The organism is Kribbella sp. NPDC051936, assembly GCF_040680955.1.
Lineage (GTDB): Bacteria > Actinomycetota > Actinomycetes > Propionibacteriales > Kribbellaceae > Kribbella.
On the sequence record NZ_JBFAXS010000017.1, the window covers coordinates 30179 to 55422 of the forward strand.

Below are 25244 nucleotides of genomic sequence, written 5' to 3' on the forward strand. Positions count from 1 at the left end.
GCGCCTAGCGTGCGGCGCCGGCGCGGCGCTTGTTGTAGATGTCGAAGGCAACGGCCAGCAGCAGCACCAGGCCCTTCACGATGGACTGGGTCGACTGGTCGACACCCATCAACTGCATCCCGTTGCTCATCACCGCCATGATCAGACCGCCGACCATCGCCCCGACCACGGTGCCGACGCCACCAGCGACAGCCGCTCCGCCGATGAACGCGGCCGCAATCGCGTCGAGCTCGAACATGTTGCCGGCGGCGGGCTGGGCGCCGTTGGACCGGGACGAGTAGATGACGCCGGCGACCCCGGCCAGGAATCCCATGTTGACGAAGATCCAGAAGTTCACCTTGCGGACCTTCACCCCGGACAGCATCGCGGCCGACAGGTTGCCGCCGATCGCATAGACCTGGCGCCCGAAGACGGTGTTCTTCGTCATCAGTCCGTAGGCGATCACGAGGACCGCCAGGATGATCAGGACGATCGGCAGTCCGCGGGCGTGGGCAAGCTGCCAGCCGAAGTACATCACCACCGCGGCGACCGCCAGCACGCGGGTGACGAACAGCGGGAACGACTCCACCGGCTGCTCGTAGCGGATCCGCGCCAAGCGGGTGCGGTACCCGCTGACCGCGTACCCGGCGACCGCGATCGCGGCGATCAGCAGCGTGAACGCGTCGTACCCCTGCCCGCCGAGCAGGCCGTTCAGGAAGCCGCTCGCGACCTTCTGGTACTCCGCCGGGAACGGCGACAGCGAGACGTTGTCCAGCACCTGCATCGTCAGACCGCGGAACAGCAACATGCCGGCCAACGTCACGATGAACGCCGGCATGCCGACGTACGCGACCCAGAAGCCGTGCCACGCGCCGACCGCGGTGCCGACCACCACGGCCGCTGCAACGCCGATCCACCACGGTTGCTCGTGCTGGACGACGAGTACGGCAGACACCGCGCCGGTCAACGCGACGATCGACCCCACCGACAGATCGATGTGGCCGGCGATGATCAGGATCACCATGCCGATCGCCAGCACCAGGATGTAGGAGTACTGGAGCACGATGTTGGTGATGTTGCCCGGGCTGAGCAGGACACCGTGGGTCAGGGAGGCGAACAGCGCCACGATCACGATGAACGCGATGTAGATGCCGCTCTGCCGCAGGTTGCGCATGATCAGGGTGAGCGGATCGCTGGTGCCGACGTGCAGCGCGGCGGCGGAGGCGCTCCCTGCTGATGCCTGGTCCGTAGGAACAGACGGTTTGGTGCTGGTCATCCGGCGAGCTCCTTCTCCTTCGTCATGAGCGCCATGAGGTTTTCCTGCGTTGCCCGCTCCACCGGCAGCTCGCCGGTGATCCGGCCGGACGACAAGGTGTAGATCCGGTCACACATCCCCAGGAGTTCGGGGAGCTCGGAGGAGATGACGATGACCGCCTTCCCCCGGGCCACGAGCTGGTTGATGATCGTGTAGATCTCGTACTTGGCTCCGACGTCGATCCCGCGGGTGGGCTCGTCCAGAATGAGCACATCAGGATCCGTGAAGAGCCACTTCGCCAGCACGACTTTCTGCTGGTTGCCGCCGGACAGAGTGCCGACGGTGTCCAGCACGGTGCGCGTCTTGATGTTCATGTCGCGGCGGCCCTGCTCGGCGACCTTGATCTCCTCGTTGCCGTTCACCCAGCCGGCCCGGGCCAGCTTGCCGAGCGCGGCGGCCGAGACGTTCGCGCGGACGTCGGCGATCAGGTTCAGGCCGTACCGCTTGCGATCCTCGGTGGCGTAGGCGATGCCGTTCGAGATCGCCTCAGCCACGGTGCGGGCCTGGATCTGTTTGCCCCGCAGGTACAGCCGGCCGCTGATGTTGCGCCCGTACGAGCGCCCGAAGACGCTCATCGCGAGTTCGGTGCGTCCCGCGCCCATCAGTCCGGCGATGCCGACGACCTCGCCGGCGCGCACGGACAGGGTTGCGCCGTCGACGACCTTGCGTGGCTGGACCGGGTGCCACGCCGTCCAGTTCTCGATCCGCAGTACTTCGGGCCCCGGGTTCGAGTCCCGGACCGGGTAGAAGCTGTCCAGGTCCCGGCCGACCATGCCGCGGATGATCCGCTCCTGGGTGACGTCGCCCGACGTCATGTCGAGCGTCTCGACCGTGCGACCGTCGCGGATCACCGTGGTGGAGTCGGCGATCGCGGTGATCTCACTCAGTTTGTGGGAGATCATGATGCAGGTGATCCCACGGTCCCGGAGGCGCCGGAGCAGGTCGAGCAGGTGTGCCGAATCCACGTCGTTGAGCGCGGCGGTCGGTTCGTCGAGGATCAGCAACCGGACGTCTTTGGACAACGCCTTCGCGATCTCGACCAGCTGCTGCTTGCCGACACCGAGCTGGATCACCGGCGAGACCGGGTTCTCGTCCAGGCCGACGGACATCAGCAGTTCGCGGGCGTCGGCGTTGGTCCGGTTCCAGTCGATCAGGCCACCGCGCCCGCGGCGCTCGTTGCCGAGAAAGATGTTCTCCGCGATCGACAGGTACGGCACCAGCGCCAGCTCCTGGTGGATGATGACGACGCCGACGGTCTCGCTGTCCCGGATGCCGGTGAAGTGCACGGGCTTGCCGTCGAAGGTGATCTCGCCGGTGTAACTCCCGCTCGGATAGACACCGGACAGCACCTTCATCAGGGTCGACTTGCCGGCGCCGTTCTCGCCGCAGATCGCGTGGATCTCGCCGCGCCGGACGGCGAGCGAGACGTCCTCGAGAGCCTTCACACCGGGGAAGTTCTTGGTGATGCCCCGCATCTCCAGCAGCACGTCGTTCATCCATCCTCCTTCGCGATCGGGCCGTTCAGCTCAGTCGGCCGGGCCCGGGAGCTCGTGCCACCGGGCCCAGCCGCCCGTCACTTGGCCTGACCGGCGGCCACCTCGGCGGCCGTGTAGTAGCCGGACTCGACGAGCTGCTTGTTGATGTCGTCCTTGAAGACGGTCTGGATCGGCAGCAGGTACGCCGGAACGACCTTCACGCCGTTGTCGTAGGACTTGGTGTCGTTGGACTCCGGCTGCTTCTTCTCCAGGAACGCCACCGACGCGTTCACGGCCTGCTCGGCCAGCAGCCGGGTGTCCTTGAAGATCGTGGAGCTCTGGACACCGGTGTCGATCAGCTTCACCGACGCGATCTCCGCGTCCTGGCCGGTGATCACCGGCATCGGCTTGGCCGCGGTGCCGTAGCCGACGTTCTGCAGCGCGGTGATGATGCCCCGGGAGATGCCGTCGTACGGCGAGAGCACGCCGTCGACCTTGCCGCCGTCGTTGTAGCTCGAGGTGAGCAGGTCGTCCATCCGCTTCTGCGCAGCCTCCTGCTGCCAGCGCAGGATCGCGACCTGTTCCATCTTCGTCTGCTTCGACTTGATGACCAGTTGGCCGCCGTCGAGGTACGGCTTCAGGGTGTCCATGGCGCCGCTGAAGAAGAAGTGGGTGTTGTTGTCGTCCAGCGAGCCGGCGAAGATCTCGATGTTGAACGGCCCGGTCTTGGCGCCCTTCGAGCCGTCCGGGTTCTCCAGGCCCAGTCCGCGGAGCAGTGCCTTCGCCTGGGCGACACCGACCTTGTAGTTGTCGAAACTGACGTAGAAGTCGACGTTCTTGCTGCCCCGGATCAACCGGTCGTAAGCGATCACCGGGATCTTCTGGTCGGCCGCCGCCTGCAACTGACTGCTGAGCGCCGTACCGTCGATCGCGGCGATGATCAGCACGTCGGCGCCCTGGGTGATCATCTGATCGACCTGCTGCGACTGGGTCGGGATGTCGTCGTTCGCGTACTGCAGATCGACCTTGTATCCCTTCGCCTCGAGCTTCTCCTTCACCGCCTTGCCGTCCGCGATCCAGCGCTCCGACGTCTGCGTCGGCATCGACACGCCGATGGTCAGATCCTTGGGCTGCTCGCCGGCGGTGTCGGTGCTCCCGCCCGCCCCTTGCCCGCCGCACGCCGCGAGACCGAGCACCAGCAGGGCGCCACCCAGAGTGGCCACAAACCTCTTCATCACAGACTGTTTCCTTCCCGCATAGGTGTCCCTCCCGCATCACGGGGGCCCGAACCGGGCTGTTAGCGTTCACATGTTGACCCTGACATTCCGGTTCGTCAAGACGACCACAAGAAGTCCGGGCGTCACGGTCTCATAACAGCAACTGGCCTCACACCTCATGGAAAGCCGTTACCACGAAGGGTTTTCCGCAGACAGGAGGTGCCGCAGAGACACCGCAAACCACGCCAATCGACTGAACAGCACAACCTCACCCAGCGCTGGACACGTTAACAACTGAAACATGCTCACTGGACCGAGCGTGATTCTGTCAGACCGCTGGTCCCGACCGGCCGCCTCGGAGAGCGGTCGACCTGACCTTCAGGCCACCAGCCCCGGGAGCTTCACGGGAGGACGACCTACGTCAGCGTCCCGCGGGGCGGATCGACTACCTCGTGAGGGGCTGGGTGGGGGTGATTCGGGTCGTGAAGGATTCGGCGCTGTAGACGACGTCGTTCGCGGCCGTCCCGTTGCCGACGTCGACCAGGCGGGAGCCGATGCTCTGGCCGGTCGACGGGGAGATGATGATGTCGAGGCGCTGTCCCTCGTTGACGGCGAGGCCGATCGCGCGGCCGTGTCTGCCGTCGAGCGTTTCGACGTCGTCCGTGAGCCGCATTCCGGGGATCTTGCGCGCGGCTTCGTACAGCGCCGCTCGCAGGTCGGCCGGCGCGAAGCCCGAGTTCAGTGCGGACGCGATGCGACCGAACGCGCGCTGGTCCGCCGACATCGCCGCGACCCGGGCGAGCTCGAGCTGCCGCTCAGGAACGCCATGCCGCGCCAAGGGGGTGAACTTGCGCAACGCAGCGAGCAAAGCGTCCGGATCCCGGGGCTGGCCGGCGAGAAACGCCGGTGACGGGAACTCCCAGCTCGGGGTACACGGCGCCGTCTGGGTGTCCGGCTCGATGAGAACGCCCCTGCAGGTCGCTCGCCCCAGACGCGGCTTCGGATGGCCGAGCAGAAAAGGCGCGTACCTGCGCGCCGCGGCCTTGTCCTGAGGCGTGGCGAAGTCCACCTTGGCCAACTCCTGGATCCGCAGCGTGTACGGGCGGCTCGGGTCGGCCGTGACCCAGCTGTCCTGCCGCAGGTGCTCCGTCGCCGTGAACTCCTTCTTCGGACCGAACTTGTAGAGGAACGTCCTCTCCGTCGTGACCTGGCGGAACTTCCCAGGCGGGATCGACGCCTCAGGATCGGCCTTCGCCTTCGCCGCAGCGTCAGCCAGGAACGTGCCGGCATCGGCCGTGGCCCCGGGCACCGCCGAGCTGCCATCGCGGCTCATCACGTCGGCAGCGAGGAGCCCGCCGGCCAGGGTCAGCGCAAGGCCACCCGCGACAACAAGCCGCGGCCGGACCACGCGACGGCGTACGGGCTGCGCGGTCAGCAGGCGCTGACGGGCTCGAGCCAGGACGAGCGGGCCGGGTTCCGGTACGTCGTCGCGTACGCGCTTGAGCAGGTCGATCTCGGTCATGACAGGTTCTCCTCGAAGTCGGGACCGAGCGCGGAGCGGAGGGCTCGACGGGCTCGGTGAAGGCGGGAGCGAACGGTTCCGATCGGCACATTCAGCGCCTCGGCGATCTCGGCGTACCCGAGGTCTTCCCAGGCGTACAGCAGCAGTACGTCGCGCTCCGCCTGCCGCAGGCGGGCGAGAACACCGGTCAGGATCCGTGAAGCCGAGGCAGCGTCGACACGCGCCGCGACGTCAGCGGCGAAGGGGGCAGTGTGCTGGTCGACGGCCGCCGGTCGGGACCGGGCGTAGGCCAGATACTGGCGGACCTCGTCGCGGCGCTTGCGATGGATCAGGTTGGTTGCGATCCCGTACAGCAGCGGGAGCGCACCGACCGACGCGGCGGCGTACCGCTGTCTGCGCTCGAAGGCGATCAGAAAGGTCTGGCCGACCAGATCGTCCGCTTCGCTGGTGCCGAGCCGACGTGTGACGTAGCGATGGATTCGGCGGGCGTACAGATCGAACAGGCGGGCGAAGCCCTCAGGAGTGTCGGGGATCGGATCGACCTCCGACGGAGACGCGCGGTCGGGTCGAGACGGACCGGGGCCGACGTTGACTGGTCCCGTCAGGGCGGCTTCGCCCGGCGCGACCTCAGGCGGGTCGTCCTCGGCAATGCCAACGTGGAATCGATACATGCGCCCTTATGCCCGATCGACCCGTTCCGGTTCCCGCCACACGTCCGGAGCCTAAGGCAGCGTCCGCGTCCTCACGGTCTCCCAGCCACTGATCCGCGGACGCGTTCAGGTTTCTGACATGCCGGATGCTGACAGCGACTGGGCCGGCCTACCCGGTGAACTTCTCGTGCGCGGCCATCGCAGCTCCGACGATGCCGGCGTTGTTGAGCAGTTGAGCCGGCTTCACCGGGGTGGAGATGTCGAGCAGCGGCACCCACTTTTCGGCGTGCTTGCTGACCCCGCCGCCGACCACGAACAGGTCGGGGCTGAACAGGCCCTCCACGTGCCGGAGGTAGCGCTGCACCCGCTTGGCCCACTGCTTGTACGACAGGCCCTCGTTGTCCTTCGCCGCCGAGGACGCCCTCTTCTCCGCGTCGTAGCCGTCCAGCTCGAGGTGACCGAGCTCGGTGTTGGGCACGAGCCGGCCGTCGACCAGGAGCGCGCTGCCGATGCCGGTGCCGAAGGTGAGCAGGATGACCACGCCGCCGACGCCCTTGGCCGCGCCGAACCGGGCCTCGGCGATGCCGGCCGCGTCGGCGTCGTTGAGCACGGTCACGGCGCAGTGGGTGATGTCGCTGAAGACCTTGTCGACGTCGGTCCCGATCCAGCTCTTGTCGACGTTCGCCGCGGTCTGGGCCACCCCGTGCCTGATCACGGCCGGGAACGTCGCGCCCAGCTCACCGGTCCATCCGGCCTCCTCGACCAGCCGGGCCACGACCTCGGCGACGGCCTTCGGAGTCGACGGGACGGGCGTCAGGTACTTCACCCGCTCCGCGGCCAGATCGCCCTTCTCCAGGTCGACCACGGCACCCTTGATCCCGCTGCCGCCGATGTCGACCCCGAAAGCGGTGGACGTCTTCATCCTGGGCACCTGATCCCTCTCCTCGTCGGCAAGCTGCTGTCCAGACCTTTGTACCCCGCCGTCAGCACGACCGCTCAGCGCCGGCCGAGGACGAAGAGGTTGCCGAGCAGAAGTACGGCCGTTCGCTAGCTTTGAGCGATGAGCCGGATCTTCACCGTCAGTTTCGCGTCCGTGTACCCGCTGTACGTGGCGAAAGTCGAGAAGAAGGGGCGAACGAAGGCAGAGCTGGACCAGGTCATCGAGTGGCTGACCGGGTTCGGGTCCGCCGCGTTGGAGCGTCACCTGGAAGCCGGGACGACCTTCGAGGACTTCTTCGCCGGCGCGCAGCTCAATCCCCGCGCGTCGTCGATCACCGGGGTGGTGTGTGGCGTGCGTGTCGAAGGCATCGAGGATCCGCTGCTGCAGAAAATCCGCTACCTGGACAAACTGGTCGACGAACTCGCCAAGGGCAAGCCGATGAACAAGATCTTGCGAGCTTAGCGGCGCGTACGGCGCTGCGGGTCAGGGTGTGCAGGATGCCTGCGATCGGAATCAGCCCCGCGGATGCGAGATGCGTTCGACGTGGGGTCTGAGAGTGCCGTCGTACGGGTTCGGGGGCAGGCCTGTCAGGAGGTCCGGCAGGTGGAAGGTCTGGAAGAGGGACAGGTCGAAGAAGGCGACCGCGTGCACGATCGCGGTGGCTGTCAGGGTGAGGACCTGGATCTGGAAGGCCCGGTGGATGTTGTCCTTCGGGTCTCGCATGTAGACGGCGAAAGCGGGGTGGCCGTTGGCTTGCAGCGGGACGAGGTACTGGTCGCCGGGGCGTTCGGCGGGACAGTGGGTGCTGATCAGGCGGCCGATGTCGCGGGCACCGCGGAACCAGGACGTGAACGGCGGCATCTCCCAGATCGCGTCGTCGGTGAAGAGCGTGACGATCGCGGGGACGTCGTACTGCTCGAAGGCGGCGCGGTAGCGCGCCAGCAGGACGCTGTCGGGGACGAGCGCCGGAGCCGGAGTGAGCGGCGCGGGCCGAACGTCGCCTGACGGAGCTCTGCCTTCAAGATGGAGGACTGTCGCGGCGCGCTTGGCCGGTGTCAGCCGCTGGAGTGCGGCAATCAGCCCGAGGTCGATCGGGCGATCGTCCATCAGGTGCGTGGGAATCGGCTCCAGCCAGAGAATCTCCTGGCTCTCCGACAGCACGCCCTCGGGGTCGGCGCTCGGCCCGGCGAGATCCGACGGCAGCGGGCGCCGGCCGGAGCGCTGCAGACACGCGCGGGTGGCTTCGTCGTAGCTGTTCGCGACCGCCGCGATCTCGACGGCTTCGGTGACGGAGCCGAGCATCCGGTAACAGTGCGAAGTCAGACCGCGCTGCGTCGCGTCAGCGTGCGGCGTACCTCCGGAGCCGGCCATTCGTCACCTCGTCGGCCAGTCTCGCTGCTCCGGTCGCCGGCTGTCGAGGTACTGGGCCAAGGCCAGCGCCCGCAGGTCCTGGTGATGCGGTACGGCGAGCTGCGCGCCGATCGGCAGCCCGGACGCGGACCAGCCGGCGTTGACCGTGGTCGCCGGGTGCTGCGACATGTTGTACGGGACCGTGAACGCGATGTGCTCGAACGGCCTGCCCGGGTCGTCGGTCGGGTACGCCAGCTCCGCGCGGAACGCCGTGATCGGGGCGACCGGCGACAGGATCACGTCGTACGTCGTGAACACCCGGCCGACCGCGGCCGCCATCGCGCCCATCTGGCTGTATCCGTGGAAGACGTCGGCCGCGGTGAGGTCGGACGCCGACGCGACCCAGGAGCGGATCTGCGGCAGGACCTTCGCGCGCCGCTCCTCGGGCAGAGCCGCGATATCGGTCGCGGAGCGGATCCGCCAGAAGCGGTCGAGGCCGTCGAGCATCGCGCGGGTGATGACCGGCCGGATCGGTTCGACGATCGCGCCGCCGCTCTCGAGCACGGCAGCCACGGCCGACACCGCGGCCGTGACCTCGGGGTCGACCGGCAGCCCGACGCCCGCGTCGAGGAGCAGGGCGACCCGCAGCCCTTCGACCTCGACGGCGAACTCGTCGGACGCCGGCGGGATCGACGTGTGGTCGCGCGGGTCGTACCCGGACATCACCCGCAACGCGAGCGTCGCGTCCGGCGCCGTGCGGGTCAGCGGCCCGATCGCACGCCCGGCGTACGGGCTGCCGACCGCGATCCGTCCGTGCGTCGGCTTCAGCCCGACCAGTCCGCACCACCCGGCCGGCAACCGGATCGATCCGCCGATGTCGGTGCCGACGTGGATCGGCCCGTAGCCGGCCGCCGCCGCGGCGGCCGCGCCCGCGCTCGAACCGCCGGCCGTCTTCGACAGGTCCCACGGGTTGCGCGTCAGCCGGTGGAACGTCGAGACACCGGACGACAGCATCCCGTACTCCGGCATCGTCGTCTTGCTGAAGATCACCGCCCCGGCCGCGCGCAGCCGGGCCGCGGCGGGGTCGTCCGCGGCCGCCGGGACCAGCGCGGTCGCCGCGGTCCCTTGCGGTACGGGTGTTCCGCGGGTCGCGATGTTCTCCTTGACGGTCACGGGTACGCCGTCCAGCGCGCCCGCCGTACCGGCCCGCCAGCGCCGCTCGGACTCCTGCGCCGCCGCCCGCGCGCCCTCCGGATCCGGCGCGTAGAGCGCACACAGCTGCGGTTCCCACGCCGCGACGCGGGTCAGCACGTCCTCGACGACCTCGACCGGGGACACCGAGCCGTCGCGGTACCTCGCCAGGAGTTCGGTGGCGGTCAGGTCAGCGAGATTCATGCGGCACTCCTCAGTTCGGGGGGTCGAAGCGGCCGTCGACCGCGGTCCAGCCGCCGTCGACCGCGAGCACGCTCCCGGTCACGAAGCTCGCCGCGTCGGAGGCGAGGTAGACGACCGCACCGGCGAGTTCCTGGGGCTGTGCCCACCGGCCGAGCGCTCCCTTGCGCGCGTAAGCGTCGTACCAGCCCTGGTCGGCCTTGATCTGCGCGGTCAGCGGGGTCTCGACGACACCTGGGGCGATCGCGTTCGCGCGGACGCCGGACGGGCCGAGCTCGGCGGCCGCGGTGCGCAGCAGCTGGACGAGGCCTGCCTTGGTCGCCGCGTACACCGATTGTCCCGGTTCGACCGTGGTCCCGCGGATCGAGCTGAAGCCGATGATGCTGCCGCTGCCCCGCTCCGCCATGCCCTTGCCGAACGCGCGGACGAGCTGGAACGACGCCCGCAGGTTCAGCGACACGACGCGGTCGAACTCCTCGCCGGTGTAGTCGAGGATCCGCTTCCGCACGTTCGTCGCCGCGGTGAAGACGAGCACGTCCACCGGATCCAGCTCGGCAGCGGCCCGCTCGACCGCGGAGTCGTCCAGCACATCCAGCTCGTACGCCGCCAACTCGGCGCCGGCCGTCTCGCGCGCGGCGGCGAGGTCGCGGTCCGCACAGGTCACTCGCGCACCATGCGCCGCCAGGGCGAGCGCGCTCTCGCGCCCGATCCCGCTCCCCGCGCCGACCACCACCGCATGCTTGCCGTCGAGCCGAAACAACCTCGCGTAGTCCATCAGCGCGTCCCCTCGTGCTGTTGTGCCGACCTTGGGCCCGCACCAACCGTTTCCGGCGGTGCGATCTGGTTGGTGGGTGCACAAAGTTTGGTCATGGGCGCGGGCGGATGATGGCCATCCGGGTCGTGGTGAGCTCCTCGATGGCGAAGCGCGGGCCTTCTCGGCCGGTGCCGGAGTGCTTTACGCCGCCGTACGGCATCACGTCGGAGCGGAAACCGGGGACCTCGTTGATCACCACTCCCCCGACGTCGAGCCGATCGATCGCAGCGAAGGCGGTCTCGAGCGAGGACGTGAAGACGCTCGCGTGCAACCCGTACCGGGTCTCGTTGACCGCGCGCAGAGCAGTCTCGACGTCCGGCACCGACCGTACGGCGATCACCGGCCCGAAGATCTCCTCGTCCCAGGCCGGCAGCCCGTCCGGTACGTCGGTCAGCACGATCGGACCGAGGACGTCGCCGGGGGCCTCGTAGGCGATCGACGCGCCGGCGTGGACCGCGTCGCCGACCCACGCCCGAACGCGATCCGTCGACGCCGGGTTGATCAGCGCCGACACCCGCGTCTCCGGGTCGCGCGGGTCACCGACCACGACGCCCGGCATCCGGGCGGCGAGCTTGTCCAGCAACGCCGTACGCACGGATTCGACGGCGATCACGCGCTGGACCGAGATGCAGGCCTGCCCGGACGCGTAGTACCCGCCGCGCACGATCGCGTCGGCGGCCGCGTCCAGGTCGGCGTCCGCGGCGACGACCAGCGCGGAGTTCGACCCGAGCTCCAGCAGGACCTTCGTCGGTGCGGCGTCCCGCGCGATCCGATGCCCGACGGCGGCCGACCCGGTGAAGGAGACGGCGCCGATCCGATCGTCGGTCGTCAACGTCGCGCCGACGTCCGCTGCGCCGGTGATCACCTGGAGGGCGCTCTCCGGCGCGCCCGCGTCGGCGAGCGCCGAGCGCATCAGGTGAGCGAGCCAGAGCGTCGCGAGCGGCGTCTGCGGCGCCGGCTTCACGATGATCGGGCACCCGGCCGCCAACGCGGGCGCGATCTTGTGCGCCGCGAGCAGCAACGGATAGTTGAAGCCGGTGATCCCGATGACCACGCCGATCGGCTTGCGAACCCAGAAGCCCTGCAAGCCCGCACCGCTCGGCAGCAGGTCGAGCGGCACGGTCTCGCCGTGCAGCCGGGCGACCTCCTCGGCCGACGTCTCCAGGGTGAGCAGCGTCCGGTCGATCTCCACCCGGCAGTCGACCAGTGGCTTCCCGGTCTCCAGCACCAGCAGATCCACGAACTCGTCGCGGGCGGCGAGCACCGCGGAATGCACGCTCTGCAAGACGTTCCGGCGCACGTACGACGGCAGGCGGCCGACCGTCTCGCGGACGGCGAGCGCATGGTCGAGGGCTGCGCGCGCCAGCGGGACGTCCCCGACGGGCGCCTCCGCCACGGTGGACCCGTCGTACGGGAAGATCACCGGCGCGGTGGCCGGTGCCTCGACCCAGGACTCACCGATCGGCAGGCCGGCTGGAAACTTCATGCGGGATCTCCCTTCGCGAGCAGGTCGGACGTGGTCGCGCCGGAGAGCGCGCGCTGCAGTGTCGGGATGGCCGAGACCAGGCGCTGCGTGTAGGGATGCTGCGGGGCGGCGTACACGTCGCCGGTGGCGCCGGTCTCGACGATCTCGCCGGCGTTCATCACCGCCACGCGGTCGCAGACGTGTTTGACCACGGACAGATCGTGCGAGACAAACACCAAGGTCAGGTTGAGCTCGTCGACCAGGTCGGAGATCAGGTTGAGCACCTGGGCCCGGACGGAGACATCGAGGGCGCTCACCGGTTCGTCCGCGACCAGGATCCGCGGACGCGGGGCGAGGGCGCGGGCAATCGAGATGCGCTGCCGCTGACCGCCGGAGAACTGGTGCGGGTACCGGTCGCCGGCGTCCGCGGACAGGCCGACGGCCTCGAGCAACTCGCGGACGCGGGCTCCGGACGCCGGATGGCCTTGGACGACGAGCGGTTCGGCGATGATGTCGCGAACCCGCATCCGGGGGTCGAGGGAGCTCATCGGGTCCTGGAAGACGAGCTGGAGGTTCTCGCGCAGCGGCCGCAGCCGGCGCTCCGGAAGCCTGGTGATGTCGGTGCCCTCGACGATCACCTGGCCGGAGGTCGCGCGGTCGAGGGCGGCGATCAGGCGCAGCAGCGTCGACTTGCCGCATCCGGATTCGCCGACGATGCCGAATCGCTCGCCCTGCTTGACCTCCAAGCTGACGCCGCGCAGTGCGTGCACGACAGGCGCGGGCTTGAGCAGCGAGGTCCGAGGGCGCGGGTAGTCACGCACCAGGTCGACGACCCGGATCGCGGCGGGGATCTGCTCAGTCGGGACGTGCTCAGGCATCGGCGTCTCCGGCTGGGTGGTGGCAGGCGAAGCCGCGCGTTTCCGATCCGGTCCATGCCGGCAGTTCCTCGCACAGGGCAGTGGCGTTTGCGCACCGCGTCCGGAAGACGCAGCCCGACGGGAACCGGCCGGCGGGCGGCACGTTGCCCGGGATCGTGGTGAGACGACGGGACGTGGTCTCGAGGTCGGACGCCGCGAGCAGACCCTCGGTGTAGCGGTGGCGCGGGCGCGTGAACACCTCGCTGACAGGGCCTGCCTCGACGACGCGTCCGCCGTACATGACCAGGACGCGTTCGCAGACCGTGGCGACGACGGCGAGGTCGTGGGTGATGAAGAGCAACGCCGACGACCGGTCCATGACACCGCGGACGATCAGGTCGAGGACGAGTGCCTGCACCGTGACGTCCAGCGCGGTGGTCGGCTCGTCGCAGATCAGGAGCGCCGGGTCGTTGGCCAAGGCGAGTGCCAGGACGACTCGTTGCCGTTGGCCACCGGACAGCTGGTGCGGGTACGCACGGAGCGTCTCGGCAGGCAGCTGCACGCGGTCGAGCAGATCGGCCGCCGCGGCCCGGGCCGCGGGTTTCGCGAGTGTCTTGTGGATCAGCATCGCCTCGGTGAGCTGGTCGCCGATCCGCATGGTCGGGTTCAGCGCGGTCATCGGCTCCTGGAAGACCATCGCGATGTCGCGGCCGCGGATCCGGGACATCCGCCGTTCGTCCGCGCCCACCAACTCGTGGTCCACACCGTCGACGCGAACCGAACCGTCGGCTCGCACGTCCTCGGGCAACAGACCGAGGATACTCAGCGCGGTCAGCGATTTGCCCGACCCGGACTCCCCGATCAGCCCGACCCGCTCCCCCGCGCCGACGGTCAGGTCGACGTCGGACACCAGCGTCGTCTCCCGCACGGAAACGCTCAGCCCGCGCACCGTCAGTACGTCGCTCATCGCCGGTCCTCCAGCTTCGGGTCGAACCGGTCGCGCAGGCCGTCGCCCAGCAGGTTGAAGCCGAGGACGGCGATCGCGATCGCGAGACCGGGGAAGATCGCCAGGCGCGGCGCGCTGAACAGGAACTCCTGGCTCTCCTGCAGCATCCGGCCCCAGGACGGGGTCGGCGGCGGCGTCCCGTACCCGAGGAACGACAGCGCCGCCTCGGCCAGCACCGCGATCGCGAACGACACCGAGGCCTGCACCGTGATCAGGCTGGTCACGTTCGGCAGCACGTGCCGGACCGCGATCGGGAACGGCTGCCGGCCGGCCGCGCGCGCGGCGAGCACGTACTCGGACCGCATCACCTGCAGCGCCCCGCTGCGGATCACCCGCGCGAAGCTCGGCACCGACGCGATGCCGATCGCGATCATCGCGGTCAGGGTGCTGGCCCCGAACACGGCGCCGAACATGATCGCCAGCAGCAACGCCGGGAACGCGAGCAGCAGGTCGTTGGCGCGCATGATCGCCTCGCCCGGCCAGCGCCGGACCATCGCGGCCAGGATCCCCAGCGGTACGCCGATGACCGCGGCCACGCCGACCGCGACGACGCCGACGAACAACGTGGTCCGCGAGCCGACCATGATCTGGCTGAACACGTCCCGGCCGAACTTGTCGGTGCCGAACCAGTGCGACCACGACGGTTTCAGCAACCGGGACGACGGGGTGACGAGCGTGGCGTCGTACGGCGTCCAGACGAGCGACACCAGCGCCATCGCGACGATCACCGCGACGATCACGCCGCCGGCGATCAGGCTCGGGTTCAGTCGTCTCATCTACGCCGTCCTCAGTCTCGGGTCGAGGGCGACGTACAGGACGTCGACGAGGAAGTTGACCAGGAGTACGGCGAGGACCAGGACCATCACGACGTCCTGCACCAGGAGCAGGTCGCGGTTCGACACGCCGTCGAGCAGGAGGCTGCCCAGTCCTGGGATGACGAAGACGCGCTCGACGACGACGGCACCGATCAGGAGCGTCGCCAACTGGAGGCCGAGGACGGTGACGACCGGCACGGCGGCGTTGCGCAGGCCGTGCTTCCAGAGGGCTTGGAAGGGGCGGAGGCCTTTGGCGCGGGCGGTGCGGAGGTAGTCCTCGCGCAGTACGTCGAGGACCGCGCTGCGGACGTAGCGGGTGAGGACGGCGCCTTGGACGAGTCCGAGTGCGAGCGCGGGGAGGATCAGTTGCTGGAGGAACATCGCGGGATCCTGCGCCGGCGGCGTCCAGCCGTTCGCCGGGAGCCAGCCGAGCTTCACCGCGAACACGACGATCAGCAGGATGCCCGCGAGGAACGCGGGCACCGCGACGCCGACCTGGGAGACCGCCGACAGCGCCAGCCCGGACACCTTGCGGTGCCGGGCCGCCATCAGGGTCCCGGCCGGCACGGCGATGGCGAGCGCGATGACCATGCCGGCGACGACCAGCCACAGCGTGACCTGGAACCGGTCGAAGACCTGCGGGCCGATCGCTGCTTTCGACACGTACGACGTGCCGAGGTCACCGTGCAGCAGTCCGCCCAGCCAGTCGAAGTACTGCGTCGGCAGCGGGCGGTCGAGGCCGAACTGCCGGCGCAGTTCGGCCACCGCCTCGTCGGAGGCGTTCACGCCGAGCGCGACCCGGGCCGGATCGCCGGGCAGCACCGCCATGAACGCGAAGACCAGCACCGAGCTCACCGCGAGACTGACCAAGAACACGCCGGTGCGCTCGATCAGGCGGAGAATCATCGGGCGAGCTTGGAGAGATCGAAGTTCTCGGTGATCGCGTTGGTCGGCAAGCCCTTGATGTCCTTGTCCGCGACCATCAGGTTCGGCAGCAGGAACAGCCAGTCGCCCGCGGCCTGCTCGGACAGCCGGCGCGCCGCCTTCTTCAGGTTGTCGACCTGAGCGGCCTCGTCACCGGCGTCCGCCGCGGCCAGGTAGCCCTGCAGCGTCGGGTCGTCGTACCTCGTGTAGTACTTCGGGTTTCCGAAGACCGCCCCGAGGTCCCGCGGCTCGACGTGCGCGATGATCGACAGGTCGTAGTCGGCGTTCTTGAACACCGTCGTCAGCCACGCCGCCGGGAACTCCAGCTGGTCGATCCGCACCTTCAGGCCGGCCTGCTCCAGCTGGCTCTTCACCACCTGGCCGCAGGACGTTGCGTACGGCAACGTCGGGAGCCGGAGCCGGAGCGTCTTGCCGACCGCGCCGGAGGCCTGCAGCAACGACTTCGCCTTGGCCAGGTCGTACGGCGTGACGCCGGTGAGGTCCTCGTACCACGGGTCGGTCGGCGGGACCATGCTGCCGATCAGCTTGCCGCGGCCGGCCCAGCAGGTGTCCAGCAGCGCCTTGTGGTCGATCGCCATCCGGATCGCCTGCCGGGTCCGGATGTCCTTGAACAACGGCAGCGAGTTGTTGAAGGACAGCAGGACCTCGCCGTTCGTCGTGCCCTCGATCACCTGGTACTTGTCGTTGCTGGTGAACTGGCTGAGCGCCTCGGGCGCCTGCACCGTGCTGATCACGTTGATCGTGCCGGTGAGCAGCGCGTTGTTCAGCGCGGTCGCGTCCTTGAAGTACTTCAGCGTGATCTGCCGGAAGAACGGCTTCGAACCCCAGTACTTGTCGTTGCGGACCAGGACGATCGAGTCGCCGCGGTTCCACTTCGAGAACGTGTACGGGCCGGAGCCGACCGGGGCCGTCGCCAGTGCGCTGACGCCGCTCTCGGAGAACATCGCGCCGATCCGGGTGGTCATCCGGAACAGCCAGTCGTTGCTCGGCTTCGCCAGCGTGACCTGCAGCTGGGTCGGCGACAGCGCCTTGGCCTGCGAGACCACGTCCATCGCGGCCTTCAGTGACGTCGTCCAGGCGGTCTTCACCCGGTTGATGCTGAACACCGCGTCGCTGGCCGTGAACTGCTTGTCGTTGGTGAACTTCGCGTTGTCGACCAGATCGAACGTGTACGTCTTGCGGTCCGGCGACACCGTCCACGACTTCGCCAGCGAGGGCACGATCTTGCCGGAGTCGTCCTGCTTGACCAGGGTCTCGTAGACGTTCCCGAGCAGCACCTGCGGGATCGCGGCGCCGTCGGTGGTGGTGAAGTCGAGGCTGGCCGGCTCGGCGACCAGGCCGATCGACAGGTTCTGGTCACCGCCCGGCGAGCTGCCGGACGACGTACTCGACCCGGCCGAGCAGGCGCTCACCGCGAGCAGCGCGGCGGAGGCGAGGACTGCGACCGCTCGAGTGTAAATCGACGACTTCACGTCTACTCCTCCGGTGCGCCAACTGGTCTGACCAGTGGACTAGGTCTCAATGGGCCACTAGGTTTGTCCTCTGCTCAGGTGCCTGTCAAGCGACTGGGGGTGTGCCGGATGACAAAGAGCCCGCGGTTCCAGCCCGTACAACCGGTGCGCGCCTACCAGCGGATCGTCGAACAGATCGAGGAGGCGCTGGCCCGCGGTGACCTGACCCCCGGCCAGCGGCTGCCGAGCGAGCGGGAGCTGGTCGCGCAGTTCGCGGTCAGCCGGTCGACGGTCCGCGAGGCGCTGCGGGTGCTGGAGAGCAACGGCGTGGTCCGCTCCCGGCCCGGCGATCCGAACGGCCCGGAGATCCTGCCGTTCTCCTCGTCCGCACTGCGCAAGCAGGTGGCCCGGCTGGCCCGGGTCGACGAGCTGAGCCTGAGCGAGCTGCTCGGGTTCCGGATGATCATGGACGGCGCCGCGATCCAGGTCGCCTCCCGGCTGCGGACGCCGGAGCAACTGGACGAGCTCGAGGCGACCCTGGTCGCGATGCGGGACGCGATCGACGTCGACTTCGCCGCGTTCAGCGAGGCCGATCTCGCCTTCCACGAGCTGATCGCGCGGATCAGCCGGAACTCGCTGATCCAGACCTGCAACGACGTCGTCCGCGGCGTCGTCCTCGGACTGATCTCCGACAAGATCGCGCACGCGCCGAACAGCCGCGCGCTGATGCTCGAGTCGCTGCACCACCACGCCGAGGTGGTGGACGCGATCCGGGCCGGCAACGGCCACGCCGCCGCCCGGCTGGCCCGGCAGAACATGTTCGACTACTACGCAGGGTATGTGCCCGACTCCGAACAGGAAACGTTGCGGGCGCTCATAGAAGATTGACGGATTCCCGTGTCATTCTGTCGGGAATCGGTTCACTGCTGTGGGGGGCACGAGCGTGAGCAAACCTGCGATTCTCACCGTCGACGACGATCCGATGGTCTCGGCCGCCATCTCCCGGGACCTACGCCGCAGGTACGGCGACGACTATCTGGTCGTCCGCGCGACCTCGGGCGACCAGGCACTCGCCGCGCTGACCAAGCTTGCGCTGCGCAACCAGCCGATCGCGCTGATCGCGACCGACCAGCGGATGCCCGGGATGACCGGGATCGAGCTGCTCGAACGCGCCCGCGAGTACGCGCAGAGCGCGAAGTACCTGCTGCTCACCGCCTACGCGGACACCGATGTGGCGATCCGCGCGATCAACGAGATCGGCCTCGACTACTACCTGCTGAAACCCTGGGATCCGCCCGAGGACCAGCTGTTCCCGGTCGTCGACGACCTGCTCGGCGACTGGCAGCACGCCAACCCCGAACACACCTCCGACGTCCGCGTCGTCGGCAACCGCTGGTCGGACCGGGCTCACGACATCAAGACCTTCCTCGCCCGCAACCACGTCCCGTACCGCTGGTACGACGTCGAGCGCGATGCCGAAGGGCAGCGGCTGCGGGAGCTGGCCGACGCCGCCGACCACGAGCTCCCGCTGGTTCTGATCCCCGAGGGCGACACGCTGCGCTGCCCCACCACCCTCGACCTCGCCTCGGCCCTCGGCCTGCGGACCCGCGCCGAGCAACCGCTGTACGACGTGTGCATCGTCGGCGGCGGCCCGGCCGGACTCGCGGCCGGCGTCTACGCGGCGTCCGAGGGCCTCAGCACGGTGATCGTCGAGCGCGAGGCTCCCGGCGGGCAGGCCGGGCTCAGTGCCGCGATCGAGAACTACCTCGGCTTCCCGCGCGGACTCACCGGCTCGGACCTCGCCCAGCGGGCCGTCGCGCAGGCTTCCCGCTTCGGCGCCGAGATGGTGCTCGCCCGGTCCGTCGTCGGCCTGGAGTCCCGCGGCCCGGTGCACGCCGTCCTGCTCGAAGGGTCCGGCGAGATCGAGGCCCGCGCGCTGATCGTCGCCACCGGCGTCTCGTACCGCAGCCTCGACGTGGACGGCCTCAGCGACCTCACCGGCCGCGGCGTGTACTACGGCGCGACCGCGAGCGAGGCCAGCCAGGTCCAGGACGACGAGGTGTACATCGTCGGCGCGGCCAACTCCGCCGGACAGGCAGCGCTGAACCTGGCCCGGTACGCGAAACGCGTCGTGCTCCTGGTCCGCGGCGAGACGCTCGAGACGTCGATGTCGCGGTACCTCGTCGACAAGATCAGCCAGGCCCCGACCATCGAGGTCCGGTGCCGGACCGAGGTCGTCGGCTGCCGCGGCGACGGCCATCTCGAGGCGCTGACACTCGCCGATCGCCGGTCCGGCCGCGTCGAGGAGGTGCCCGCGAGCTGGCTGTTCATCTTCGTCGGCGCGATCCCGCGAACCGACTGGCTCGGCGACGCCGTCGTCCGCGACGCCAAGGGGTTCGTGGTGACAGGTCCGGACCTGATCGCGCTGAACCGCTGGGCGCTGCCGAGGCCGCCGTACGCGCTGGAGACGAGTGTGCCCGGTGTGTTCGCGGCCGGCGACGTCCGGCTCGACTCGATGAAACGCGTGGCGTCCGCGGTCGGCGAAGGCGCCATGTCGATCTATCTCGTCCACCGCTTCCTTGCGACCGTCTGATGGACGCGGCCGACCTGCGCGACGTCCCGCTCTTCGCGGGGCTGACCGACGCGCAACTCGAGGAGCTGATCGAGGGCAGCACCGAGGTGCTGATCGAACGCGGCGCCGACCTGTTCCACGAGGGCGAACCCGCCGACTACTGGTGGGTGCTCGTCGACGGCGCGATCACACTGCACCGCAAGATCGGCCGCGAGGACACCGTGATGGGCAAGATGGACGTCCCGGGCCGCTGGGCCGGCGGGTTCCGGGCCTGGGACGAGCACGGCCTGTACCTCGCCAGCGGCCGCGGCCTGGCCGAAGGACGTGTACTGCGGGTCCCCGCCGAGCTGCTGCGCGAGCGGATCGACGCCTGGTTCCCGCTCGCCGGGCATCTGATCAAAGGGGTGTACGGGACCGCTCGGGCGATCGAGTCGACCGCACGGCAGCGGGAGTCGCTGATCACGCTCGGCACGCTGGCCGCCGGACTGGCACACGAGATCAACAACCCCGCCGCGGCTGCAGCACGCTCGGTCAGCGCACTCGACACCGCGTGCGTCACGCTGCTGTCGGCGCTGCGCGGTCTCGCGGAAGGCGAGGCCACTGCCGCCCAGTTCAGTGCGCTCGACGAACTGCGGCTCGAGCTCGGCACGGCGACGGCGGCACCGGATCCGGTGGATCTCGCCGACCACGAGAACACGATCGCGGACTGGCTCGACGACCGCGGCGTCGACCGGTCCTGGTTCATCGCGCCGCCGCTCGCCGCGGCCGGTGCGAGCGTGGACTGGTGCGAGCGCGCGGCCGGCGTCCTCGGCGACGCCCTCGGGCCCGGTCTCGAATGGGTCGCCAGCACACTGGCGGCCACGACGCTCCTCGGCGAGGTCAAGGAGTCGACGCGGCGGATCAGCGAGCTGGTCGCCGCGGTCCGCTCGTACTCGCAGATGGACCGCGGCTCGATCCAGACGATCGACGTGACCGAGGGCATCGAGAGCACGCTGGTGATGCTCGGCCACAAGCTCCGCGACGGTGTCGAGGTGATCCGCGCGTACGGCGCCGACGTACCCCGGATCGACGCGTACGCCGGTGAGCTGAACCAGGTGTGGACCAACCTGATCGACAACGCCGTCGACGCGATGGAGGGCGCCGGCACGTTGCGGATCACGACCAGGACGGACGGCGACCGGGTCGTGGTGGAGTTCACCGACACCGGGCCCGGGATGCCGCCGGAGGTCGCGGCCCGCGCGTTCGAGCCGTTCTACACGACCAAGGACGTCGGCAAGGGCACCGGTCTGGGCCTCGATATCGCCCAACGGATCGTCGCCGAACACCACGGCGGCACGATCGGCATCACCTCACGACCCGGCGAGACGACACTGCAGGTCAGACTGCCCAGACAACCGGCCGGCTGACCTGCCCGCACTTACGTGTCGTGCTCGAGGAGACGCACCCGGGGAACCTTCAGCAGTTTGCGGGCCTTCGTGATCCAGTCGGAGCACAGGAACGCCGCGGCGGTCTCGGGCCAGGCAACGACCACGACCTCTTGGCAGCCGGTGGCCTTCACCATCTGCATCAGCGCGAGCAGCACCTCGCCGTGCGTGATGGAAACGTGCACCGGGTAGCCGCTGGCCGCCCGGAGCAGCCGGGAGCTGTGCTCGATCACCGAGGCGAGATCGACGGCCGGGTCCGCGAGCACCGCCGTCGGTGTTCGCCCCGGGCCCGGCGGCGCCGCCGGCGGACTGATCCGCGCCGACGGTCCGGTCGCCGAGCCGACCACGGACGCCGAGCCGGTCAGACCGGCCACGTCCTCGAACGACGAGCCGAGTAAGGCCATCGGACCGCCGAATCCGCGCTCGGGGTGGCTGGAGACGAGCAGGTGGTAGTCCACGGGTTCCTCACGCTTTGCGTGCAGGGCGGCAACGCGGCGCGCGTCGCCCTCGCTCATCTCCCGCTCGATGAGCACAACCACGTCGTACGTCATGCGTGGCTCCCTTCGCGTCAATTCCGTTGTACTCCTGCACGGGACCGGGCCAAAGCGCCGGCCGCGCGTCCGTCACGGAATTGTCAAACTCCTCTCAGGCTCCTCTTAGGGAGTCGCTTCGAGGCCGGCGCGGGCGCGGGAGTCGGGGGCCAGGCCGGTCAGCAGGTGCGGCGCGTCGATGAGTGACAGGCTCGCGCCGTCGAGAAGACGCGGGTGCAAGGCATACACTTCCGCGCCCGCGGGCGGCGTGACGTCACCGGTCAGCACGGCCACGAAGTCCGCCCGTTTCGCGGCGTCCTCGTCCCAGCTCCGGTCCGGCTCCAGCCGCAGCGTGACCCGCCGGGCGAACGCCGCGGGCTCCTCGGCCGGGCCGCGGACGTAGCCGACGACCGAGCCGTCGGCGCACCGGACCGCGATCTCGTCGGTCCGCGCGGCCGCGTGCCAGCAGCAGATCTCCCACAGGCTGACCCGGTCGCCCGCGCCGTGCACCTCCTCCATCGTCGCCGCCATCAGCCCGAGATGGCCGCCGTACCGCGCGATGTTGTGGCCGTAGCCGGCCGCGCCGAGGTTCACGTCGTACCAGCGGAGCTCTTTGGTGTGCAGGTCGACGCCGAACGGCAGCAGGATCTTCGCCGGCCCGGCCAGGTCGAACCGCTCCACGACCGCCGCCGGGTCGAACAGCGCGTTCGGCTGCCGGAGGACGCCGACGAACCCGCGCTCCAACTCGTCGAACGGTACGTCGTTGTAGCTGAACACGACCGGCAACAGGTAGCGGCCTCCGACCCGGCGCACCGCGCGCAGGTCGATGTCGACGAACTCCGTCGAACCGTCCGGGCCGGGCGCCGACGTCAGGTCGCCGGAATGCACCAGGGCGTCCTCGTCGAAGCGCAGCCGGGTGTAGTCGCACAGCCCGGCGAACGCCCACTCCTCGTCGAAGACCGCCACCGACAGGTCGAGATCGATCCGCCGGCCGCGCGGCTCGACCCAGTGCAGGAACAACCGGAGCAGCTGGTCCTGCGGGATCGGGACCGCACTGCCCCGCGTCATCCGCAGCAGGCTCGACGACGCGCTCCGCTCCGAACCGGGCGCGGCCAGCCGGGCGAGCTCCTCGTCCAGGAACGCTCGCCGCCGGCGCGGCAAACCGGTTGCCCGGCGCAACATTTCGCCGACCAGCACCGCGGACAGCTCGCCGGCGAGCGCGCTCGGCAGCGGCTCCCGGTCGTCGACCGCCGTCCAGATCCGGGCCGTCCCGCCGCGGGGGAAGAACAATCGCAGGTCTCCGGGCGGCGTCCGGACCTGACCGAGGGCGGCCGTCAGAACGACCGGCGACACGTCCGACACCGCGGTCGTGAGGGCGTCGACGAGGACCGGGTGATGCTGCTGCGGAAGTGCGCGCGCGAGGTGCAGCAGGCGGCGCACCAGCTCGCCGGGACGTTGCATCAGCAGATCGAGCGCCTGCTCCGGCCGCCCTTGGGCGAAAGCACCCTCAACGCGTGCGGCGAAGGTGCTCATCACGAACCGCCCGTCCTCCACGCGCACCAACGGATGCCGGGCGGCCGCACCCGCCACCGCCCGGCCGGCCGCGGTCCCGAGATCCAGATCGGTCCGCCGCAGGACCGCGAAGGCCAGCGCGGCGACCGGGAAGCGGGTCGCGAACTCGAACGGATGCAGGTTCTCCCCGATCCGCTTCCAGGCGCGCTCGTGGCGGAGCATGTCCTCCACCAGCGTCTCGACGGGCATCCGGTCGAGACGCTGCAGCACGAGCCGTCGAGTTGCCCGCGGCAACGATCGGCGCCGGGCCGGCGGCGTCCGCAACCCGGGGTCGGCGTCCATCAGCGCGAACACCAGCCGCAGGACGTCGGTCGCGGTGCCGGCGCGATCGATCAACGCCGGCTCGTCCGCGAGGAAGTGCGCGAGGACCAGCGCCCGGGTCTCGCGGACCGGGATGTCCGCGGGGATCCAAGCCGGGCCGGCGCCGTCGAGCAGCACCAGCAGATCGGCACGGTCCGCGGCCGACAAGGGGGCTCGTCGTGCGAGCAGGGCCGCGACGGTCTGGCGGACCGAGTCGGCCGTGGCCAGGGAGAGCAGCCGCAGACGATCCGAACGGACATGCGCGGGTGGCTCCTCGGCGGCCGACGGCTTGAGGAACGGATCGCCGGGGTCGATGCGCCGTAGGCAGAGTGGACAGGCACTGAGGTCGGCGCCGTCCCAGCAGGTGCGGCAGACCAGGTGCGCGCAGGGGGCGACCGCGTGCACGGAGGCCGTGTCGCCGCAGAGCACGCACGGCTGCTCCGGCTCCTGCAGCAGCCGAGCGAAGACCCGGTTCACGTAGAAGGTCTCGGTGTTGCCCGGAACGGTCTCCGGGAAGCCACGGAACAGCGGTGTGTGGTCGGCGTCGGCGCCTGACTCGGCGTCGAGCAGGTCGAGCATCGCGCTGCCGAACCCGGCCAGTGCGGGCGCCGACAGCGAGGCGCAGTGCCGGTACAGGCCGACCGAGAGCAGGAGGCCGCGCTGGATCAGGTCGGCCTGAAGCGCGGACAGGCCCGCCTGGATCGTGAGCGGACGGCGCAGCCACTGCCAGGCGGAGCGCCGGACCGGCGGGGTCAGGGCGGTGGCGTCGACGAGCCGGCGGCGGCGCAGCAGGACCGCCGCTCGCGGGTCTCCTGATGGCTCCGGCATGCGCGACTCCCCCGGTGAGCACGGTGTGTGCGTCTGTCAGGACGGCGCCAGGGGCGGAGAGCGGACGCGCTACTTGGCCTGGTGAAGGAGAAGGAAGCACGTCCAGGAGCCGCCCCTGGCACCGAGAACGCTACCGGGCGCCACCGACAGTTTCGGTGCGCTCGCCGGGCCCACAAAGAAGAGCTCCGGTAGCAGGGTCGGGGCCGCCCCGCCCAGACCCCGCTACCGGAGATCTCCAGAGTAGAACGTTCATCCAAATCGCGCGCCACCGGGTCCCCGATTCGGCGGTGAACTGGCACTGATGCGCCGCGGCGGTGACCGACGGCAGGCAGCAGGCCACGGACCGTGAACGCCGATACCCACGCGAAAATCACGGTAACGTCAATTCACGAGGCGTCGGGGTTCAACTCGTGAATGACCTCTCCGGAACGTAAGAAATGCGTTAAGAAATACCGTTGGTCACCAGTCGTTACCGCCACCGGAGAACCAGTCGTTACCCGCGCCGGAGAACCAGTCGTTACCGCCGGTGAACCAATCGTTGCCACCGTCGAACCAATCGTTGCCGCCGGTGAACCAGTCGTTGCCGGTACGGACGGTACGGACGGAGTGCGCTGCGATCTGCATGGTTTTCGACCCTTCTTGATGCTGACCAACTGGTGGAATGCCCGGGACACCGGGGTGACCTGACGTGAACAGGTCGTTACTATGAACACATAACCGCTCAGATCTACCGCTTGTGAGGCTGATGATGATTCTGATCGGTCGGAGCAACGGGTTGCCACCCAGGCAATGGAAGCTCTGGTCACTGCCCAGGACCGCATTGGC

22 protein-coding genes are annotated in these 25244 nt (G+C 69.4%); 4 read left to right on the forward strand and 18 right to left on the reverse strand.

Going from position 1 to position 25244, the window contains the following annotated elements:
* Positions 1-4 precede the first annotated feature (4 nt).
* The 6 genes from mmsB to ppgK all read right to left on the reverse strand — a co-directional run bounded on the left by mmsB (position 5) and on the right by ppgK (position 7080).
* Positions 5-1255: a multiple monosaccharide ABC transporter permease gene (mmsB, locus tag AB0L64_RS40105; protein ID WP_363718214.1), complete on the reverse strand. Its 1251-nt coding sequence runs from the start codon at positions 1253-1255 to the stop codon at positions 5-7.
* Complete coding sequence (gene mmsA, locus AB0L64_RS40110) at positions 1252-2790, reverse strand: multiple monosaccharide ABC transporter ATP-binding protein (RefSeq protein ID WP_363718215.1); 1539 nt, start codon at positions 2788-2790, stop codon at positions 1252-1254. Before mmsA ends, mmsB begins: the two co-directional genes overlap by 4 nt.
* A 77-nt stretch (positions 2791-2867) precedes the next feature.
* Positions 2868-4004, reverse strand: coding sequence for a multiple monosaccharide ABC transporter substrate-binding protein (chvE, locus tag AB0L64_RS40115; RefSeq protein WP_363718216.1), 1137 nt, complete (start codon positions 4002-4004; stop codon positions 2868-2870).
* A gap of 427 nt (positions 4005-4431) precedes the next feature.
* Positions 4432-5508, reverse strand: a complete 1077-nt coding sequence (locus AB0L64_RS40120) for a CU044_5270 family protein (protein ID WP_363718217.1) — start codon at positions 5506-5508, stop codon at positions 4432-4434.
* A complete protein-coding gene (locus tag AB0L64_RS40125) occupies positions 5505-6179 on the reverse strand; it encodes an RNA polymerase sigma factor (RefSeq protein WP_363718218.1) in 675 nt (224 codons plus the stop codon). The genes AB0L64_RS40120 and AB0L64_RS40125 overlap by 4 nt, the downstream gene beginning before the upstream one ends.
* Before the next feature lie 148 nt (positions 6180-6327).
* Entirely contained in the window at positions 6328-7080 is a 753-nt protein-coding gene (gene ppgK / locus AB0L64_RS40130; protein ID WP_363718219.1) for a polyphosphate--glucose phosphotransferase, read from the reverse strand.
* Positions 7081-7218: 138 nt separating this feature from the next.
* Between ppgK and AB0L64_RS40135 the strand changes: the two genes are divergently transcribed.
* A complete protein-coding gene (locus AB0L64_RS40135; protein WP_363718220.1) occupies positions 7219-7560 on the forward strand; it encodes a DUF2200 domain-containing protein in 342 nt (113 codons plus the stop codon).
* A 51-nt stretch (positions 7561-7611) separates the two neighbouring features.
* Here AB0L64_RS40135 and AB0L64_RS40140 read toward each other — a convergent pair whose 3' ends face one another.
* The 9 genes from AB0L64_RS40140 to AB0L64_RS40180 all read right to left on the reverse strand — a co-directional run bounded on the left by AB0L64_RS40140 (position 7612) and on the right by AB0L64_RS40180 (position 17214).
* A complete protein-coding gene (locus tag AB0L64_RS40140; RefSeq protein WP_363718221.1) occupies positions 7612-8469 on the reverse strand; it encodes a hypothetical protein in 858 nt (285 codons plus the stop codon).
* A 3-nt stretch (positions 8470-8472) separates the two neighbouring features.
* Entirely contained in the window at positions 8473-9843 is a 1371-nt protein-coding gene (locus AB0L64_RS40145) for an amidase (RefSeq protein ID WP_363718222.1), read from the reverse strand.
* 10 nt (positions 9844-9853) lie between these two features.
* Positions 9854-10615: an SDR family oxidoreductase gene (locus AB0L64_RS40150; protein ID WP_363718223.1), complete on the reverse strand. Its 762-nt coding sequence runs from the start codon at positions 10613-10615 to the stop codon at positions 9854-9856.
* Positions 10616-10706: 91 nt separating this feature from the next.
* Entirely contained in the window at positions 10707-12140 is a 1434-nt protein-coding gene (locus tag AB0L64_RS40155) for an aldehyde dehydrogenase family protein (protein ID WP_363718224.1), read from the reverse strand.
* Positions 12137-12997 carry an ATP-binding cassette domain-containing protein gene (locus AB0L64_RS40160; protein WP_363718225.1) on the reverse strand — a complete coding sequence of 287 codons (861 nt, stop codon included), beginning with the start codon at positions 12995-12997 and terminating at the stop codon, positions 12137-12139. Before AB0L64_RS40160 ends, AB0L64_RS40155 begins: the two co-directional genes overlap by 4 nt.
* Positions 12990-13943, reverse strand: coding sequence for an ABC transporter ATP-binding protein (locus tag AB0L64_RS40165; protein WP_363718226.1), 954 nt, complete (start codon positions 13941-13943; stop codon positions 12990-12992). The genes AB0L64_RS40160 and AB0L64_RS40165 overlap by 8 nt, the downstream gene beginning before the upstream one ends.
* Entirely contained in the window at positions 13940-14758 is an 819-nt protein-coding gene (locus AB0L64_RS40170; protein WP_363718227.1) for an ABC transporter permease, read from the reverse strand. The genes AB0L64_RS40165 and AB0L64_RS40170 overlap by 4 nt, the downstream gene beginning before the upstream one ends.
* Entirely contained in the window at positions 14759-15703 is a 945-nt protein-coding gene (locus tag AB0L64_RS40175; RefSeq protein WP_363718228.1) for an ABC transporter permease, read from the reverse strand.
* Positions 15700-17214 (reverse strand): ABC transporter substrate-binding protein, encoded by a 1515-nt coding sequence (locus tag AB0L64_RS40180; RefSeq protein WP_363718229.1) that lies wholly within the window; start codon positions 17212-17214, stop codon positions 15700-15702. Before AB0L64_RS40180 ends, AB0L64_RS40175 begins: the two co-directional genes overlap by 4 nt.
* A 108-nt stretch (positions 17215-17322) precedes the next feature.
* Here AB0L64_RS40180 and AB0L64_RS40185 point away from each other — a divergent pair, with 108 nt between their 5' ends.
* From AB0L64_RS40185 to AB0L64_RS40195, 3 genes are read left to right on the forward strand one after another with little or no spacing between them, the layout of a single operon-like run.
* Positions 17323-18081: a FadR/GntR family transcriptional regulator gene (locus tag AB0L64_RS40185; protein WP_363718230.1), complete on the forward strand. Its 759-nt coding sequence runs from the start codon at positions 17323-17325 to the stop codon at positions 18079-18081.
* Between the two features lie 55 nt (positions 18082-18136).
* Complete coding sequence (locus AB0L64_RS40190) at positions 18137-19786, forward strand: FAD-dependent oxidoreductase (protein WP_363718231.1); 1650 nt, start codon at positions 18137-18139, stop codon at positions 19784-19786.
* Complete coding sequence (locus tag AB0L64_RS40195; protein WP_363718233.1) at positions 19786-21171, forward strand: ATP-binding protein; 1386 nt, start codon at positions 19786-19788, stop codon at positions 21169-21171. The genes AB0L64_RS40190 and AB0L64_RS40195 overlap by 1 nt, the downstream gene beginning before the upstream one ends.
* Before the next feature lie 11 nt (positions 21172-21182).
* On the opposite strand, the gene AB0L64_RS40200 is transcribed toward AB0L64_RS40195, so the two are convergent.
* The 3 genes from AB0L64_RS40200 to AB0L64_RS40210 all read right to left on the reverse strand — a co-directional run bounded on the left by AB0L64_RS40200 (position 21183) and on the right by AB0L64_RS40210 (position 25043).
* On the reverse strand, positions 21183-21740 hold the full coding sequence (locus AB0L64_RS40200) for a hypothetical protein (RefSeq protein ID WP_363718234.1): 558 nt from the start codon (positions 21738-21740) through the stop codon (positions 21183-21185).
* A gap of 105 nt (positions 21741-21845) precedes the next feature.
* Positions 21846-24419 (reverse strand): MXAN_6230/SCO0854 family RING domain-containing protein, encoded by a 2574-nt coding sequence (locus AB0L64_RS40205; RefSeq protein ID WP_363718235.1) that lies wholly within the window; start codon positions 24417-24419, stop codon positions 21846-21848.
* 459 nt (positions 24420-24878) lie between these two features.
* Positions 24879-25043 carry a DEAD/DEAH box helicase gene (locus AB0L64_RS40210; RefSeq protein ID WP_363718236.1) on the reverse strand — a complete coding sequence of 55 codons (165 nt, stop codon included), beginning with the start codon at positions 25041-25043 and terminating at the stop codon, positions 24879-24881.
* Between the last annotated feature and the right edge of the window lie 201 nt (positions 25044-25244).